Consider the following 18,692-nt stretch of genomic DNA (forward strand, 5'->3'; position numbering starts at 1 on the left):
ACTCACAACAGGGCTTAACCTTTGTTTGGTTGGCCCTGCTTTAGACTCATCACAACTATTCCAGATAGCACTAAAATACTTCCAAAAATAAATTTAATTTCTAATTTTTCATTTAACAACAAAACACTAAACAGCACACCAAATAGTGGCGTCAGAAAAGAGAAAACTCCTAATCGTGAAGCTAAATAATTTCTGAGTAGCCAAAACCATAATAGTAAACTTGCAAAAGATACAATTAAAGTTTGAAAGCTTAAGCTTAGAATTGTTAAAGCTGTTAAATGAATAGTTGTTTGACCTGTCAAAAAAGCGATTGAGATTAATAAAATAAAACAACCCGTTAATTGATAAAATAAAGTTTGAGTTGCTGGTGCTTGGGCTAAAGAAGATAAACGAACGATAATGGTACTCAGTGCCCATGCAAGTCCAGCCATAAGTGCATATAAATCACCTAATAAAACTTGCGCTATAGCTGGTGCATTTATAGCTGTGGTTGTAGGGTAAAATGTAATAATAATTCCCATAAAAGCTAAAGCAATACCTCCCCATTGCGCTCGGTTCAAGCGTTCAGTAGGAAATTTCCAATGTAATCCTAAGGCGACAAAAATTGGAGCGGTATAGAGTAAAACTACAGTATGAGAAGTCGAAGTAAACTTTAAAGCTTCGGTAACGAAATAAAACTCTAATGAAAAAAATAAAGCGACAAGAGCACCAGCTTTACATTGCTGATAAGAAAACAGATGAATCGAATGATCACGCCACAATAAAGGTAGAACTAGAACTGCAGATAAACCAGAGCGTAAAGCAATTTGCATAATCGGTGAAATATCTGGTGCTGCTATTTTCAGAACCACCTGTTGCAGCCCTAACACCATACATAAAAGCACCATTAAAGCCGAGGCTCTGGCATCTAGATTTTTGCGCTCTTCCATATAGCACCTTTCTTTATAGCGAAAAATCTGACTATAGAACTGTCTTATTTACATGATATAGTGAAAAACAGACAACACATAAGCAATTTCAGGCAATTTTCAAAGATGAAAAAATCAGCTCAACGTGTGCAGGATTTTCAGGAAATTCCTGCTCATAACGCCATCCCTGATTTGCTTTGGTTCCGTATCCGCAATGCGCCCGCAGAGACGGTTTACCCTCAACATGCACATGCATGGGGTGAATTTATTTATGCGTTTAGTGGTGTACTCGAAGTTAATATTGATCAAATTAATTATTTAACTCCGCCTCCTAATGGGATTTGGTTACCGCCTTATACCAAACATAGCGGAATTAACCGCAACCAAGTGACTCATGCAACTTTATATGTTCATGAAAGTCTGTGCCAAAAGTTACCGCAGAAAGCCGGTATCCTATTAACATCCCCACTTGTACCTGCTTTACTCGATCACTTGAGGCAAAATCCCCAAGATGAAACCCGGATCGAATATATACGGCTACTCCAAGTTTTATTAGATCAACTCATAAAAGCGGATTTGGTCGGTAGTTATTTACCTACAACAAATCATCCAGCCTTAGCCAAAATACTAAATGATTTACATCAATGTCCTGCTGACAATAGTACTTTGCAAGAAATTGCTGAACGGAACAATATGACCGAAAGAACGTTAGCTCGTTACAGTCAAAAAGAGTTAGGAATGTCTTTACATGAGTGGAGACAAAGACTAAAAGTCATGAAAGCGATGACTATGCTCAATCAAGGTAAAACCATAGAAAATATTGCTTTTGATTTAGGCTACGCCAGTGCATCAGCATTTATATATATGTTTAAACGTTGGATGGGTTTTACACCAGACCAGTTCCGAAAGCTCTATCAATAAATTAATGTTGGGTATAATAAAAAACCCTATTATTGGTTCAATAATAGGGTTCAAAACTTAGTGAGGTAAATCAAATTATGCTTTCACAAAGGTTTCCCAAATAAAATCCTGAGTCGCACCTTTCAAAGTCATTTTTAGCTGATCACCAGCATGTAATGGTCCTACACCCGCTGGCGTGCCAGTCATAATGACATCGCCCGGTTCAAGTGAGAACACCTGATTAATATCTGTTAATAGATAAGCTATATTAAACATGAGTAAGGCGGTATTACCATCTTGACGCAGTTCATTATTAATATGGAAAGTAAATTTAGTTTCTTCCCAATTCTTAATTTCACTTACATCTACCCAGTCCGCAAGTACGCATGAGCCATCAAATGCTTTTGCTCTTTCCCAAGGTTGACCTTTATCTTTTAATTCATTTTGTAAGTCACGTAATGTTAAATCCAATCCTAAAGTCACTGCACCAATAGCTTGTAGTACTTTTTGCGGATCGGTTTCTCCTTTTAGTGGCTGATCAATACGTAAAACAAACTCACATTCGAAATGACAGCTACCCCAAGCAGGATTCCATGAAATACCGTCATCCAAACCAATCAAACTACTTGGAGGCTTGATAAACAATACTGGTCGTCCCGGCATTGCATTGTTCAGCTCTTTTACATGATCAGCATAACTTCTGCCCACACAAACGATTTTTGAAGGACGTGTTTTCATGAGGCTTCCTTTATTGTTGCGGCTAATAATTCCAATAACTTACTTCTTGAATGTATTTTCAAATATAGTTTGATCTGAAGCTTGAGCAAAGGCACGTTTCGGTACAATAATGACCGTTTTATTTTTTAACTCAAGCATATAAGTTAGTTTACCTTTGGCAAAAGTCTGTACATCACCATACTGTACAACTTGTTTACGGCCAGCGGCATAAAGCTCAAAGTAATCTTGGTATAAATCGATCCCCTGCTCGCTCTTACCAAATTGATAACGAACAAATTGACGTTTAAACATCATAGGTAAAAGCCAATAGCGCATTAAACCTTGCATAATCAGGAAAAAAATACCCAAAGCAACATAGTAGCGACCAACGCCTGATAAGCCTAAATAAAAACCCCAAATAACAATTGCAATACTAATAACAGGGGTTAAAAAACGTGTGAATTGTTTCTTTCCGAATGTCACCAAGCCAAACCCATCTTGAGACTCTTCTAAATTTAAATAATAACGTAAAGATAAAGCGCTTTTTTGCTCGGTCATCACTATGTATCAATATTGAATAAATCGAAACTATTAGAGCATATTCATCTACGCTTTAAAATGAATCAAAAGTGATTTTTTATTTTTGCTCGAACTATAAAGCCTTCACTCATACAAGCTGCTTACTCGTTTCATATATAGAACGTAGATTCATATTTTTAAGGCTTATTCCATATCTTTAAATTTATAAAATACTTCTATTGTCTCTTTAGTGGAATACGTCATGTCTTTCTTTGCAAAACTATTTGGCTTAAATCAAAAAACGACAGCTCAAGAAGATGTGGCTTTAAAAGCCGCTCAAGAGCTAGAATCTTCAAATGAAACTTCTTTTATAGAACTCATTAAGAACCGCCGCTCTATTTATGCAATTGGAAATAACTTAAATCAATCAAATGATGAAATTGAAAAGTTAATTCAAGAAGCAATCAGACACAGCCCTTCTGCTTTTAACTCTCAATCATCTCGCGCTGTCATTTTATTTGGACAATCACATCATAAATTCTGGAATACAGTTCTTGAAGTTTTAAAAAGTATTGTTCCAGCTGAAGCTGTATCTGGAACAGAACAAAAAATTCAAAGTTTTGCTGCTGGTGCAGGCACAGTTTTGTTTTATGAAGATCAGAACGTGGTTAAAGGTTTACAAGAACAGTTTGCAGCTTATGCTGATAATTTCCCGATCTGGTCAGAGCATTCAACAGCAATCGCACAATTTGCGGTCTGGAACATTTTAACCGAACAAGGTATTGGCGCTTCATTGCAACACTACAACCCAATTATTGATGAAAAAATTAATGTTTTATTTAATATTCCATCTGAATGGAAGCTAAGAGCTCAGTTAGTTTTTGGTTCTATTGAAGCTAAAGCTGGTGAAAAAACCTTTATTGATGATGAAAGTCGTTTTAAAACATTCGGATAATAGTTTTTTTGAATTTAGAACTTTTTAAAGCTGGTCGCCATGTGCACCAGCTTTTTTATTAGAATCCATATAAAATAGGCACAAAAAAACCGCTATATAGCGGTTAATTCTTCAAGTGGTGCGCTCAGAGAGATTCGAACTCCCGACCCCTTAGTTCGTAGCCAAGTGCTCTATCCAGCTGAGCTATGAGCGCGTACTTGATGGAGGGCATTATACGCAGTTTTTTCATTTTAGAAAGACCTTTTTCATCTTTTTGTCATCAAGCGTCTAGTTCTTAGCCATAATAAAATACCTCAGCAACATAGCTGTCCAAAAAAGGATTGTTTGCCCATAAAATGTATTTGAAATATTTTTTTGCAATTAAAGTTTTCTGTCTTCATCTATCCAATTTGGGCATTTTGGCCAAATTGACAGAAATAAAAGCCTAGCTTTTTAGTCAGGATTATATAAATAATATATTTCTACTTATGCAAAAGTATTTTTATAAATAAAATTATTTAGCATTAATAATTATAAAAAATAATAATAAAATGAGAGAAACATACATTCATCTTCAAACTATATATTATAAAAAAAATTATTATTTTTATGTCTAAATCAGAATGAATAACTAATTGTCAAAATATTATAAGTATCAAATTATTTGAGTAGAAATATGCATTGACACTTTTTGAGATCTACCCAATACTAAATTTTAATTATTGAGAAACATATCTCAATAATTGCCTAACGCAATAAATAAATACTTACTTAAAAATACATAAATATACAGGAAATAGACCATCATGTTCTTACTGAAAAATCTCGTATCTTCGATAACAAAAGTTACTCAGGACCTGGGTAATGTTGTATCGGTGAATCCTGTTGTAAACACAGGTTCTCCTGTTAATGTAAACGTTTCCGACATAAATATTGCTAATGGAAATGTTTCAACATCAGGCTTACTCTCTAATGTACTTTCAACTGTAACCAATACAGTCTCGCATGCTACAACAGGATTAGTTTCTGATGTAGTGGGTACCGTAACTGGTACTACAGGCTCAACAAATCCATTAGGAACCATAACCAATGTGGTAGGTGGTTTAACTGGTGGCGTGACTGGCGGTAGCCCTGTTGGTGGATTAACCAACGTTATTGGTGGTGTAACTGGCGCTATTGGCGGTGTAACTGGTGGTGCTACTGGTAGCAATCCTGTTGGTACCGTGACCGATATTATTGGTGGTGTCACTGGTGGTGTAGTCGGAGGTGGAACTTCTCCACTGGCACCAGTTGTTAACGTCGTACAAAGCGGTATTGACGTGCTACAAGGTGTCGAAAGTCTAAAAACCAGCATTATTGATACAGGCATTAATACTGTTGCGGACACTGTAGTTGGCGTACTTCCTCAAACTGAACATCCTGTTACTGATATTGCTCACCTCGGTACATTAACTTTTGAAACTTCTCGCGATACTGTAAATGGTGCTTTAGAAACAGTTTCTCATTTAGTAGGTGGTGACATCCAAGGAGCTACCCAATCTGCAACAGGTATTCTTGGAACACTTGTTCATAACGGTTCAACTGCAACTGGTATTTTAACTGACATTCTTGGTGGTGTGACAGGTGCTATTGGCGGTGTAACTGGTGGCGCTACTGGTGGCAACCCGCTTGGTACTGTAACTGACATTATTGGTGGGGTAACTGGCGCTATCGGTGGTGTAACTGGTGGCACTACTGGTGGTAACCCGCTTGGTACTGTAACTGACATTATTGGTGGGGTAACTGGTGCTATTGGCGGTGTAACTGGTGGTGCTACTGGCGGTAACCCGCTTGGTACTGTGACTGACATTATCGGTGGGGTAACTGGTGCTATCGGCGGTGTTACTGGTGGTACTACTGGCGGTAACCCGCTTGGTACTGTAACTGACATTATCGGTGGTGTGACGGGCGGGATTATTGGTGGTGGTGCATCTCCTATTTCCCCGGTTGTTGATGCCGTTCAAAGTGGTATTGATGTTCTTCAAGGTGTGGAAAGTTTAAAAACTAGCATTATTAATACAGGCATTAATACTGTTGCGGACACTGTAGTTGGCGTACTTCCTCAAACTGAACACCCTGTTACTGATATTGCTCACCTCGGTACATTAACTTTTGAAACTTCTCGCGATACTGTAAATGGTGCGCTTGAAGTTGTATCTGATTTAGTGGGCGGCAATATCCAAGGTGCAACTGATCATGCGACTGGTATTGTCAACACTCTCGTTTCAAATGGCACAACTGCGACTGGCATTTTAACCGACATTCTTGGTGGCGTAACTGGTGCTATTGGTGGTGTTACTGGTGGTACCACTGGCGGTAACCCGCTTGGTACTGTGACTGATATCATCGGTGGTTTAACTGGTGGCGCTACTGGTGGTAACCCGCTTGGTACTGTGACTGATATCATCGGTGGTTTAACTGGTGGTGTTACTGGTGGTAACCCTCTTGGCACTGTGACTGACATTATCGGTGGTGTGACGGGCGGTAATCCTCTTGGTACTGTGACTGACATCATCGGTGGTGTAACGGGCGGTAATCCTCTTGGTACTGTGACTGACCTTATCGGTGGTTTAACTGGTGGCGCTACTGGCGGCAATCCGCTTGGTACTGTGACTGACATCATCGGTGGTGTAACGGGCGGGATTATTGGTGGTGGTGCATCTCCTATTTCCCCAGTTGTTGATGCCGTTCAAAGTGGTATTGATGTTCTTCAAGGTGTGGAAAGTTTAAAAACTAGCATTATTAATACAGGCATTAATACTGTTGCGGACACTGTAGTTGGCGTACTTCCTCAAACTGAACACCCTGTTACTGATATTGCTCACCTCGGTACATTAACTTTTGAAACTTCTCGCGATACTGTAAATGGTGCGCTTGAAGTTGTATCTGATTTAGTGGGTGGCAATATCCAAGGTGCAACTGATCATGCGACTGGTATTGTCAACACTCTCGTTTCAAATGGCACAACTGCGGCTGGCATTTTAACCGACATTCTTGGTGGTGCGACTGGTGCTATTGGCGGTGTTACTGGTGGTGTAGGCGGTGATAGTCCACTTGGCACTGTAACTGACATTATTGGTGGTTTAACTGGTGGTGCTACTGGAAGTAACCCACTTGGCACAGTTACCGATATTATCGGTGGTGTGACTGGGGGTACAGCTGGCAGCAACCCTATTGGTGTCGTAACAGATATCGTAGGTAGCTTAACTGGTGGTGTAACTGGTACAGGTAGCACAGATGTTATTTCTAACTTATTAGGTGGAGTAACTGGTAACTTAGGCGGAGTAACTTCTACAGTATCTAACGTAACAGACACGGTTCATACTTTAGTACCTCAGTCACTACTTACTGACCACTTCTTAAATATCTCTGTACACACTGTTTAATAATCTTCAAGAAAGCCACTGATAAAGTGGCTTTCTTTTTTAAATATATTTTTAAATATTAATTAATAATTAATTCATCTCTTGCCATCTATAATATTTCTTATGTGCTAGCTCTAACATTGCATAATCATTAGGAGTATCTCCATAAGCATAAATTGTAGAATATTGGGTTAGATCATATTTATTTTTTATTCTATTTACTTTTTCTAAATAACCACAATCACCATTAATAAAATTACCCGTTAAAATACCATTATCTATTTCAAGTTGATTATAGATAACGTCCAAATCTAAAGACTGACACCAACTTTCTAAATAAACACCTAATGAAGCGGATACCACAACAACCTGATCTCCTTGCTGTTTATGCCAGTGAATACGTTCTAAAGCATTTTCACGAATACAGGTAGGAATTACCGTTTTAGCAAACTCTTGTCCCATATATTTTAGAAAATCCGCATCGTAGCCTATATATCCCACCTGACAGAGCTTAGTTCGTATGATTTTATCCGTTCCCCATCCGAACTTATATCCTGCAATATAAGGCGCAAGCCGAAGACCACCTAATATTTGAGTTTTTCTACTCAAAGAGAATTTAAGAAATAAACTAAAAGTATCGTTATGAGTGATTGTGCCATCAAAGTCAAATAAAGCCAGATTCATTTATCATTATCTCTAATATAATTAAAAAGTTATAAATTTAGATTTTTAAAATTTTACTAAATAACAGGCACAAAAAAACCGCTATAAAAGCGGTTAATTCTTCAAGTTGGTGCGCTCAGAGAGATTCGAACTCCCGACCCCTTAGTTCGTAGCCAAGTGCTCTATCCAGCTGAGCTATGAGCGCGTAACTTGTGTGCTTTTCAGCGATTCGTTCTGTTTTACTTGGTGCGCTCAGAGAGATTCGAACTCCCGACCCCTTAGTTCGTAGCCAAGTGCTCTATCCAGCTGAGCTATGAGCGCGTAACTTGTGTGCTTTTCAGCGATTCGTTCTGTTTTACTTGGTGCGCTCAGAGAGATTCGAACTCCCGACCCCTTAGTTCGTAGCCAAGTGCTCTATCCAGCTGAGCTATGAGCGCATTAAGTAAATGGCGGTGAGAGAGGGATTCGAACCCTCGATACCAGTAATAGGTATGCTTCCTTAGCAGGGAAGTGATTTCAGCCACTCATCCACCTCACCGGAACGAGCCGCCATAATACAAACTAAAACCTTATTGTTCAAGTCATCATACTGAAATTTTCTTATTTTTTCGTTCAATGAATTATTTTTTAAGCAATTTCCTTATTATTTTCGTCTTTTTCGATCAAACGCTTGTTAAGATAGATATTATTTCTTCATTAAAATACAGTAGCGCATAACACATTATTGCAAACCTAAACGTGCAGTTCGGGTCTGCATGACTTATGCTAAACTTATCTGCCAAGCGTGAAACCAAAAGACATGACAAAAAACTGGGCTGATCCCGAAGCGAAAGCTGAAGCTGAACGTTATGACAATCCTATTCCAAGCCGTACTCTAATATTAGATACGTTGGAACAATTGCAAACGCCGCAATCTCATGCAGAACTTGTTGACCATTTTCATATTCAAGACCAAAAAAGTATCGAAGCTTTAAGCCATCGCTTAAGTGCAATGGTTCGTGATGGCCAAATCATGAAAGAAGGGTTCAAGTTTCAGTTAGTGGCAGACCAACCAACCTATGAAGCCACTGTCTATATTAATAGTAAAGGTTTAGGCACTGCACATATTGATGGCCAAGATGATCTTTTGCTTCCTGAGCGCGAGTTACGTTTAGTCTTTAACGGCGATCGCGTCCGAGTTCGGCAGACCTCAGTAGACCGAAAAGGTAAACCGTGGGGTTTCATTACCGAGGTTCTCCAACACCGTGTAAAACAGTTAATTGGTAAATTGTCGATACACGAGGGTGAATACTTTATTCAACCCAATAATCCAAATCAGCATCAACCTATCCCATTAGAAAAAGAATTAGTTGCACATGCCAAAGCAAATGTTGGCGATATGCTTCGTGTTGCTATCGATACCTATCCAACCCGCGAAGAGTTTGCTACGGCGCATATTATTCAATCTATGGCCGATAAAGCTGATACAGAAATTATTATCCCACAAACCATTCTTGAGTTTGGCTTGCCTTATGAATTCCCAGATGAAGTTATAAAAGAAGCAGAAAGTTTTAAGGAACCTTCTGCACAAGACCGTGAAGGTCGAGTTGATTTAAGAGATTTAGCACTCGTCACAATCGATGGTGAAGATGCTCGAGATTTCGATGATGCTGTGTATGCAGAAAAACGTCCTGGTGGCGGTTATCGCGTTGTTGTAGCAATTGCTGATGTAAGCCACTATGTACGCCTAGGCTCGGCACTAAATGAAGAAGCAGAAGAACGTGGTACTTCAGTTTACTTCCCTCATTTTGTTTTACCAATGCTACCAGAAGCATTATCAAATGGATTGTGCTCACTTAACCCACACGTAGATCGTTTATGTATGGTCTGTGACTTGAAGCTCTCACGTACGGGCCGCGTAACTGGTTATGAGTTTTATCCATCGGTAATGCATTCAAAAGCGCGTTTGACCTATACACAGGTAGCGCAATACTTTGACGGTGCAACTGACGCAATTCCAAAAGATCGTGATATTCACAAATCGCTAAATACGCTTTTCCAGCTTTATCAGATTTTGAAAAATTTACGTGCTGATCGTCATGCAATGGAGTTTGAAACCATTGAAACGTACATGACTTTTGATGAGCTGGGCGGAATTAAAGAAATTTTGCCACGTACACGTAATGAAGCACATAAGCTGATTGAAGAATGTATGTTGCTTGCTAACGTTGCTGCGGCTGAATATGCATTAGAACATGATATTCCAATGTTATATCGCGTACACGAAGCGCCTGAGTTCTCACGTATTCAGAAAGTAAAAGACTTTGTAAAACTTCTTGGCTTACCGTTCCCCGACCAACCAACTCAAGCAGATTATCAAAAAGTTATTGAGGCAACTAAAGACCGCATTGATGCGCCAAGCATTCATGCAGTGTTATTACGCTCAATGATGCAAGCTTACTATGGTGCAAAAAATGCCGGTCACTATGGTTTAGCTTATGAAGCTTATACACACTTCACTTCACCAATTCGCCGCTACCCAGATTTATTGTTACATCGTGCTATTAAAGCTCATTTGAAACAAAAGCCTTATCCGCTCTCTGGTGCGGCTTTAGATGATGCTGGTGAACATTTCTCTCAAACCGAGCGCCGTGCTGATGAAGGATCTCGTAGTGTAACGACTTGGTTGAAGTGTCACTATATGCAACAGCACTTAGGTGATGAGTTCATTGGTATTGTGAGTGCTGTCACTGAATTTGGTCTATTCGTTACTCTTAAAGACCTTTATGTTGATGGCATGATTCATATTAGCCAGCTCGGCGATGATTTCTTTATTTATGATCAAGCAAGTCAAAACCTTATTGGACAAAATCGTGGTCAGGTTTTCGGTTTAGGCGATGAAGTTAAAATTCAGGTTGCTGGTGTAAATCTAGAAGAACGTAAGATCGATTTCCAACTTATTCAGCAAGTGACACATGCTGGACGAGTAGTTCGCAGTCGTGCCCCACGCACAACCAGAACAGCGGCACAAGCAACTGAAGAAGTTTTTGGCAAACCATCTACTCCTTCGAATGATGGTGAAAAACCTGTCCGTAAAAAGAAGGAAAAAGGTAAACCTAGTTCATATAGTAAAAAGTCTGGCAAAAAAACCTCAACGAAAGCAGAAGCCAAGCCAGAAAAAGTAAAGAAAAAAGCGAAACCCAAAAAGAAAAAGTCGAATGCCAAGTCTAAGGCTGACTAATTCATAGGTGTTTCTAATCCCTTTTATTAAGCTCCCAAGCATGGGGGCTTAATACTTTTAAAACGTTTATTTTCAAATTAAGCTTGATTTCCTGCCTAACAATACCTACATCTAATACTATGTTTAAAAAATAATGTGGCTATTAGCAATGACTTTACAGCAAGCGACTCTACCTACTCCCCACTTTGACCAAATTACATTAGATAATTTAAAACAAGATATTCAACAAGCGATTCAAGCAGGACAAGAGTTCTTAAATACCCTTACGGCTGCACCATCCGAGACAGATCAGCAACTTGCCGTGCTTGAACAAATTGATGCACTTGAAAATAACCTCAGTGAATCATGGGGAGTGTTGTCACATTTAAATGCTGTGATGAGTAATGCTGAAACTAGAGAGGTCTACCAGTCGCTCTTACCTGCTTTAAGTGAATATTACACTCAGCTTGGCCAACATACGGCGCTGTACCAGACTTATCAACACATTCATGATGGTCAGAGCTATTCAACGTTAAGCCCCGCAAAACAAAGTGCGATCCGCCTTGCATTACGTGACTTTAAACTTTCTGGCGTTGCTTTAGAAGGTGAAGAGAAAAAACGCTACGCAGAAATTTCTGCACGTCTTTCACAGCTTTCTTCGGACTTCTCAAACCATGTACTTGATGCGACACAGGCTTATTTTAAACCACTGACAGAAGATCAATTAAAAGGTCTTCCAGAAAGTAATGTTGAGTTATTAAAACAGTACGGCAAACAGCGTGAGCTTGATCAAGCAGTAGCAACTTTAGATTTCCCAGCTTATTTTGCCATTATGACCTACGCAGATGATCGTGCTTTGCGAGAAGAGCTTTATAAAGCTTATGTCACTCGTGCATCAGATCAATCTGAACAAACAGAATTTGATAACAGCAAGATTATGGAAGAAATCTTGAGCCTTCGCCAAGAGATGGCAAAACTTCTTGGTTTCAATAACTACGCTGAATATTCTCTTGCTAGCAAAATGGCTCCAGATGTTAAAACTGTTCATGACTTTTTAGCCGACTTAGCTGAGCATGCACGTACCCCTGCTCTCCAAGAAGTTGCTGAGCTACAAGCCATTGCCAAACAAGATGGGATTGATGAACTCAAACCTTGGGATACCACTTACTATTCTGAAAAGCTTAAACAACAACAGTTCAATTTGTCACAAGAAGCATTAAAGCCTTATTTCCCTGCTCCGAAAGTCATTCAGGGTTTATTCCAGATTGTGCAGCGCCTATACGGTATTAATATTGTTGAACGTGAAGCTCCAGTTTGGCATCCAGATGCACGTTATTTTGAGTTAGAAGACCAAGGCCAAGTGATTGGTGGGTTCTACTTTGATTTATATGCACGTACAGGTAAACGCGGCGGTGCATGGATGAGTGGCTTCCGCTCACGTATGCAAACTGTTCATGGTTTACAAAAACCAATTTGCTATATGGTGTGTAACTTCACACCACCTGTAGGTAACCAGCCTGCCTTATTAACTCATGATGAAGTCATCACCTTATTCCACGAATTTGGCCATGGCTTACACCATATGCTCACTGAAGTAGATAATATTTCGGTTGCAGGTACTCACGGCGTTGCTTGGGATGCAGTCGAGTTACCAAGTCAGTTTATGGAGTTTTGGTCATGGGATAAAGAAAGTCTGGATGTTTTAAGTGAGCATATTGAGAGCAAGCAGACCTTACCTCAAGAGTTACTTGATGCTTTATTAAATGCACGTTTCTTCCAGTCTGGTATGCAAACTTTACGTCAGCTTGAATTTGCATTGTTTGATTTAACCATTCATACCAAAACACCAGCATTAAATAGTGAGCAAATTCAACAGACTTTAGATGAAATTCGTAAACAATATGCAGTGGTACCAACTGTTGAATACAACCGTTTCCAACATAGCTTTAGTCATATTTTTGCAGGCGGCTACGCAGCGGGTTACTACTCTTACAAATGGGCGGAAGTTTTAGCAAGTGACGCATTTGACCGTTTCGAAAATGAAGGTATTTTCAATACTCAAACAGGTAAAGAATTCCGCCAAGCAATTTTAGCTGTAGGTGGAAAAGACACTGCTCTTGAAGCATTTGTGAATTTCCGCGGTCGTGAGCCAAAAATTGATGCATTGTTACGTCATCAAGGTTGGACGAATGACAATAAAACCGCTTAAACTATGGGCCTAAATTGATCGTGTGGTTAGGGTGATAAAGATGAAAAAACGTTTCATTGCTGGAGCTAAATGTCCAAAATGTGAAGCCATAGATCGGATTGTCATGCTAACCACCGCTGAAGACGAATGGATTGAATGTATCGAATGCGGATATAGCGAAAATCGACCGACTCATGTTGATGAGCCCGAAACGCCTGCTATACCTGATGAAGTTGGAGTAATACAGTTCAAGCCTCGTCGTTCTGACTAAAGGTCTTAGACATGCCACTACAAAGAAAACAAAACTCAAAATTATTGTGGATTTTAATTGGGGGCTTAAGCATTCTCGTAGTGCTTTTTTTCGCAGCACAATGGTTTTTCAAAAAAACTGAATCGTCAGCGCCAATGGTTGATCCTCAACCAGCCTCGACACCTGTACCTCAAAAAACGACACAACCATCTGCAAGTTCGGAGCCTGTAGCTCAAACACACACTGCTAATTCGCAGCAACTTATAAATGAAGATGTGCTCAAACAGCCTGTCCCTGCGCAAGAGTCTTTAGCAAAAGAAGAAGTTTCTAAACTTAATGACATTCATCAGCAGCTGCAAGATCAGGAAGTAACACTAAAAGCCCAGCATGCCGATGCAGACCAACTCATTAAGTTAAAAGAAGAGCAAGTAAAACTCCTTGAAGCTCAGGTTAAACAACAATAGTATTTATTTAAATCTCATTATGATGCAAAAAGCTAGTTCACTCTGAACTAGCTTTTTATTTATTAAGAATTTTTATATCAAAATAACTACCACATAAAAAAACACCCTCCTTAAAGAGAGTGTTTTTATTGAGCTTACATATTTAGATTATTGGTACCAACCAAATAGTTTGAGTACTAATGGAGCATAAGTAACTAATACCAATGATGAGAACAAAACAATAATTGGTAATAACCAACGTTCATAACGGTAATAGAAACTTGTGTACTTCTCTTTCGCTTCTGCATCGGCAGCATTCACCTCATCATCACCAACGGATAACCGCGTTAATAGATGGTTCAAGGCAACTGGTGGTGTTACATAACCAAATTCGAATGCAACCAATACAATCATCCAGAAGTGAATTGGATGAATACCATTTTCGTAGGCTACAGGTGCAATTGTTGCTGCTACTAAAATTACCGCACCAAATGGATCGGTACACATACCAATAATGGCAAGTAGTAATGCAATAAATGCGAGCGAAATATAAATATTACCTAAGTGAGTCGGCAACATTTCAACAATTTCGGTACGCTCGATTAAACCACCCACACTTGCTGACAATGCCATCAAAATAATAAGTGCACCAATATGTCCAACTGTTTCTGATGTGGCAAAACGTAATGCTCCACCAAAACCTAGACGGAACTGTGAACTATGCGGATCGTGTGACTGTAAAAATGGAGATTTTTTCTCATGTTCACGAACAATTGCTTCATGAATATTTAAAGCTGGTGCCTCTTTAGGCATAACCATTTTATCGTACAAGATCATTGCAATCAGCACGAGTGGCAGAATTACTGGTGCAGTAAATTCGTTCATTCCTGTATCTAATGCATATTTATAAAATGCAAGAACAACTACTGTAATTAAGATATATGGAATAACAGGTACGAAAGCTCGTGCCATGCCTGGAAGTGCTACTTTCGGCGAGTTCACGCGAAACTTCTCTTCTGCCAAGAAAAGAGATACACCTAAGAAAATAAATGCAGTTAACCAGAAGACATAAATACCATGACCAAATAACTCATCAGATGTAACATGGCGACTGTCTAGCATGGCAATTAAAACTACCAATAGACATGGACGTACCACAACACCTAATGAACCTGACATTGCAGATACAGCAAGTGCATACTGACGGCGAGCACCTGCATTCCAAACTTCCTTATAAATAATCGCACCGGCTGCGATAACGAAAATTCCAGAAGCACCCGTATAAGCAGTCGGCACAGCAGCAGCGATTAAAATTAACCAAGTTAAAGTTTCTGGTGCCAGATTCCATGGACGAAGTACGTTTAGGAATAAATCCATAACACGTGTTTGCGTGAGTAACATACCCGCCCAAATAAATAAGGCAAGGTTTAAGAAAATACCCGAGAATTCTACCAACTGACCTAGGTAAATCCCTTGGCCCATTGGATAGTCCATAAAGAATGTAAAAGCTACACCTGTAATCACAGCCATATACGCATACAAAGGTACACATAATAAAGCTAAGCCAATATTGCCACCCTCACGTTTTGGCGCAGGGGAAACAAATAGCTGATAAAGGCTAATTAAGGTCAGAATGACAAACAAGATCATCCATAACCAATAAATAATGATTGTTTCATGAGTTGGAGAAACCCCTGAATTAATCACAGAACGGTACTGGCTAATTACTGAAGAACTGAGCAAGGCATTACCAAGCAACATAAAGAAGGCATACACTTTGTAGTCCAGCTTTGTTGCAGGGTTACGTAAACCAATATGGTGAAACTTTAACGATGCAGTAATCGCTGAAATCAAAACCATAAAGACCAGCAAAATTGCGCGATTTTCTGTACCAAATTTAAATATACCAAAGAAACCCGTTTCAATCGTACGGTATGTACGTACGCCTGGATGTGCTTCAATATATTTAATGGTTTTATCATAAGCCAAATATTTATCTTCACATTGCTGCTGTGCTGCTAGTAAGGATGCACGGACATCACTTTCTGAAGCTGCACCAAAGAAGCTTGCGAAATCATCAGATGCATTCGCTTTCATTTGCTCTTTTACTTGAGCATCAATATTTGGGTGTCGATCACAAGATGGCTTTTCAGGCTCAGCACGCAAAAACGAATATTGCATGCCTGAAGCAGGGTCACCATAAAGGCGTTCCCCGATACGTAATAATTGTCCGTGGATCATTTCCCCGGTACCAATTATGAGCGTCATTAATAACAAAATGAGGATCACGAATGTTGAGATCCATTCGTTCCATACATAACCCAGCAGACCTAATCCAGATCTTTTTTCTTGATATTCTTGCATAAATATTCCAATTTTGTTCTCTCAAATCCCTCATAACAAAGGCTTTGAGTCATGCAATTTCCTTGGTCAGGGGTATCGTCCATTCCCCTTCTACCAATCCCTTTATTCAACGATCAAATTTGCATCAAACTTTATCAATAAAGAATGACTAAAATCTCTTTTTTAACAGTTTGTATTGTCAATCTTTCTATTTGAATCTTTGTATTAGCCAATAGCATCCTCCAAAGATTGCACCGCCTATCGCCCCATATAAATGAGCTTCAGTTAAAACAGGACTTCCAATCAGCTGTGCTGTGCCTGTTTGACCAAATGTATTTTCCCAAATTAGCTTGGCGATAATTAAACCTAAAACCAGTAATGCAAAATTCCGTTCTTTACGGTATTGCAAATAAACTAAAGCAACAGCCGTATACAGCCCATGGAGCACTCCAGATAGACCGGCATATGCATCGATATAAGGCAAATAAAAATAGAAAACCAAACTAATAAAAGGCGGCAGAAGAAAAAGAAGACTTAAAATATGCCACACTTTGGTATGCGGAAATATGAAGGGCAAACATGCAAATGCCATCATATTTAATAAAAAATGAATCCAGCCGACATGTACCCAGTGTGCTGTCCACAAACGCCAAAACTCACCAAGTAAGCTTTCGCGCCAATAAATAAAATAGTCTGGAAATACCTGCAGACATGCAGAAACAGAAATGCACCCTGCGACCAAAAGCACTTTTTTATTGAGTACATGATCTTTCATAGCACACTCCTTTTAAAACTGAACTCCTTACGATTAATACGAAAATAAGTAGTAACGCAAGGAGTGAGTTTCTTCAGATCTTTTTACTGTGCAGGTGCAGTTGTTGAGTCAGCTGGAACTTCTGATGCAGCCCCACCATCAAATAACTCATCCAGTTCTGCTGAACCTTCGTTTTTCTCATCCCAGAAATGAGACATACCACCATCGCCTGTACGAACACCGGTATGCTCAGTCCAGTAACGGTCAGAAATGCCACGAACGATTAAACCAGCCATACTATCGATTAACTTAAAGTTCGGATTAACTGGTTTATCATCTGCTTGAGATGCTGCATATGTTTTTAATGCATCACGGATTTTTGCATCGTCACCACTCGCCTGAGCAGCTACAGCATAGAGTGCGTGAGACAAACGAACACCTTTTTGTTCACCAATTTGGACTGACTGTTTTAAAGTCTCATACGGATCAGGCTTACCTTCGTTAGCCCCTGGTAATAAAGTCCAGATCACCGCACGTGTTGCATTTGGTGCACCCCAGAACTTTTGGTTATCAAGGCAGACCATACCACGCTCTACAATAGCAGCGATATCTTTCGGAACATTGACAGAACCACCTGAGTTAATATCATTCGTCACCGCTTGAAGACCGCTGATCATTCCAAGTAGATATACAGTCTGATCAGTATCACTACGCATAGTTGGACATGAGTCACCTAAATGGTACTTATATTTAGATTCCCAACGATCAGCGAATAATTTATAGCCGGTATATTGGCGTTCAGCAGCAATAGCAGCCCAACGCTTCTGCGCAATACGTGCATCTTGAGCTTCTGTAACCTGTCCTGCTTTTGAAGCGCGCAAGTAACGTAACTCCTGTTCTAATGCTTGGTTTTCCGCACATACACCTGAAGCAGCATACATTAAGACAGCGACACGAGTAGGATCTGCACCCATACCTTTAGTCGACATAATTGCAGGAGTTAAGGCACTACCAGTATTACAAACCATTTCAGCATCTTGCATTGCCAAAATAGGTGGAACGACGTGCTTTTCCGTGAAACCTAAAGCAACATTTGCTCCGCTTTTCACGACGTATGAACAACCTGATAAAACTGAAGCTGCAAGAAAACTCATTGCCAAACCTTGGCTTATTTTTTGGACTTTAGACATCTTCCTGTCCTCGATGTAATTTGTTTTTTCCTTTTCAGATGTACATTAGCAGATGCATATCTTGAATAAAAGAGTAATTACTCTAATTGTAGCGCTTATACTTTGACACACTTCACAGCAGATAAAATTGACAGTTTTTCAGGGAAACAAAAATTTTAGGCAAAAAAAAGTAGCATTGCGACGGTTCAGCACATGCTACTTATTAACTGGGATAAGCTTTTAACGGCTTATATTATTGTTGTTCTATATAATCCTTGAGTAAAGTTCCTGCTCTTCCTAC

Annotated in this window: 14 protein-coding genes and 5 tRNA genes; 7 read left to right on the forward strand and 12 right to left on the reverse strand. The window is 39.4% G+C overall.

Annotation, left to right across the window (positions count from 1 at the left end; genetic code table 11):
* Positions 1-14: 14 nt before the first annotated feature.
* The gene (locus J671_RS11630; protein ID WP_006580678.1) at positions 15-929 is read right to left on the reverse strand and encodes a DMT family transporter; all 915 of its coding nucleotides are present in this window, start codon (positions 927-929) and stop codon (positions 15-17) included.
* 105 nt (positions 930-1,034) lie between these two features.
* Here J671_RS11630 and J671_RS11635 point away from each other — a divergent pair, with 105 nt between their 5' ends.
* Positions 1,035-1,829: a helix-turn-helix domain-containing protein gene (locus J671_RS11635; protein ID WP_031982328.1), complete on the forward strand. Its 795-nt coding sequence runs from the start codon at positions 1,035-1,037 to the stop codon at positions 1,827-1,829.
* 75 nt (positions 1,830-1,904) lie between these two features.
* Here the strand turns inward: J671_RS11635 and J671_RS11640 are convergent, their stop codons facing one another.
* Together J671_RS11640 and J671_RS11645 are read right to left on the reverse strand one after the other, a co-directional pair.
* Positions 1,905-2,546: a fumarylacetoacetate hydrolase family protein gene (locus J671_RS11640; RefSeq protein WP_031982329.1), complete on the reverse strand. Its 642-nt coding sequence runs from the start codon at positions 2,544-2,546 to the stop codon at positions 1,905-1,907.
* A gap of 39 nt (positions 2,547-2,585) precedes the next feature.
* Complete coding sequence (locus tag J671_RS11645; RefSeq protein ID WP_004711841.1) at positions 2,586-3,083, reverse strand: YcxB family protein; 498 nt, start codon at positions 3,081-3,083, stop codon at positions 2,586-2,588.
* 223 nt (positions 3,084-3,306) lie between these two features.
* Between J671_RS11645 and J671_RS11650 the strand changes: the two genes are divergently transcribed.
* A complete protein-coding gene (locus J671_RS11650) occupies positions 3,307-3,999 on the forward strand; it encodes a nitroreductase family protein (RefSeq protein ID WP_031982330.1) in 693 nt (230 codons plus the stop codon).
* Between the two features lie 116 nt (positions 4,000-4,115).
* Here J671_RS11650 and J671_RS11655 read toward each other — a convergent pair.
* A tRNA-Arg gene (locus J671_RS11655) sits at positions 4,116-4,192 on the reverse strand.
* Positions 4,193-4,784: 592 nt separating this feature from the next.
* Between J671_RS11655 and J671_RS11660 the strand changes: the two genes are divergently transcribed.
* Positions 4,785-7,403, forward strand: a complete 2,619-nt coding sequence (locus J671_RS11660) for a beta strand repeat-containing protein (RefSeq protein ID WP_031982332.1) — start codon at positions 4,785-4,787, stop codon at positions 7,401-7,403.
* A gap of 69 nt (positions 7,404-7,472) precedes the next feature.
* Here J671_RS11660 and J671_RS11665 read toward each other — a convergent pair whose 3' ends face one another.
* From J671_RS11665 to J671_RS11685, 5 genes are all read right to left on the reverse strand, one after another.
* Positions 7,473-8,066 (reverse strand): HAD-IB family hydrolase, encoded by a 594-nt coding sequence (locus J671_RS11665; RefSeq protein WP_031982334.1) that lies wholly within the window; start codon positions 8,064-8,066, stop codon positions 7,473-7,475.
* Positions 8,067-8,173: 107 nt separating this feature from the next.
* Positions 8,174-8,250 (reverse strand) — tRNA-Arg (locus J671_RS11670).
* Between the two features lie 39 nt (positions 8,251-8,289).
* A tRNA-Arg gene (locus J671_RS11675) sits at positions 8,290-8,366 on the reverse strand.
* Between the two features lie 39 nt (positions 8,367-8,405).
* Positions 8,406-8,482, reverse strand: a tRNA-Arg gene (locus J671_RS11680).
* 10 nt (positions 8,483-8,492) lie between these two features.
* Positions 8,493-8,583 (reverse strand) — tRNA-Ser (locus tag J671_RS11685).
* A 261-nt stretch (positions 8,584-8,844) separates the two neighbouring features.
* Here J671_RS11685 and rnr point away from each other — a divergent pair.
* The 4 genes from rnr to J671_RS11705 all read left to right on the forward strand — a co-directional run bounded on the left by rnr (position 8,845) and on the right by J671_RS11705 (position 14,146).
* Positions 8,845-11,265, forward strand: a complete 2,421-nt coding sequence (gene rnr, locus J671_RS11690) for a ribonuclease R (RefSeq protein ID WP_031982335.1) — start codon at positions 8,845-8,847, stop codon at positions 11,263-11,265.
* A 133-nt stretch (positions 11,266-11,398) separates the two neighbouring features.
* On the forward strand, positions 11,399-13,453 hold the full coding sequence (locus J671_RS11695) for a M3 family metallopeptidase (RefSeq protein ID WP_031982336.1): 2,055 nt from the start codon (positions 11,399-11,401) through the stop codon (positions 13,451-13,453).
* 40 nt (positions 13,454-13,493) lie between these two features.
* On the forward strand, positions 13,494-13,703 hold the full coding sequence (locus J671_RS11700; RefSeq protein WP_002049754.1) for a YheV family putative zinc ribbon protein: 210 nt from the start codon (positions 13,494-13,496) through the stop codon (positions 13,701-13,703).
* 11 nt (positions 13,704-13,714) lie between these two features.
* Positions 13,715-14,146 carry a hypothetical protein gene (locus tag J671_RS11705; RefSeq protein WP_031982338.1) on the forward strand — a complete coding sequence of 144 codons (432 nt, stop codon included), beginning with the start codon at positions 13,715-13,717 and terminating at the stop codon, positions 14,144-14,146.
* A gap of 147 nt (positions 14,147-14,293) precedes the next feature.
* Here the strand turns inward: J671_RS11705 and J671_RS11710 are convergent, their stop codons facing one another.
* From J671_RS11710 to J671_RS11720, 3 genes are all read right to left on the reverse strand, one after another.
* A complete protein-coding gene (locus J671_RS11710; RefSeq protein WP_006580689.1) occupies positions 14,294-16,489 on the reverse strand; it encodes a TRAP transporter large permease subunit in 2,196 nt (731 codons plus the stop codon).
* 187 nt (positions 16,490-16,676) lie between these two features.
* Positions 16,677-17,243: a rhombosortase gene (gene rrtA / locus J671_RS11715; protein ID WP_004711824.1), complete on the reverse strand. Its 567-nt coding sequence runs from the start codon at positions 17,241-17,243 to the stop codon at positions 16,677-16,679.
* 83 nt (positions 17,244-17,326) lie between these two features.
* Entirely contained in the window at positions 17,327-18,412 is a 1,086-nt protein-coding gene (locus J671_RS11720; protein ID WP_002049690.1) for a hypothetical protein, read from the reverse strand.
* Between the last annotated feature and the right edge of the window lie 280 nt (positions 18,413-18,692).

Source organism: Acinetobacter sp. 1130196 (genome assembly GCF_000588095.1).
In the GTDB taxonomy this organism is placed as follows: Bacteria; Pseudomonadota; Gammaproteobacteria; order Pseudomonadales; family Moraxellaceae; genus Acinetobacter; species Acinetobacter nosocomialis.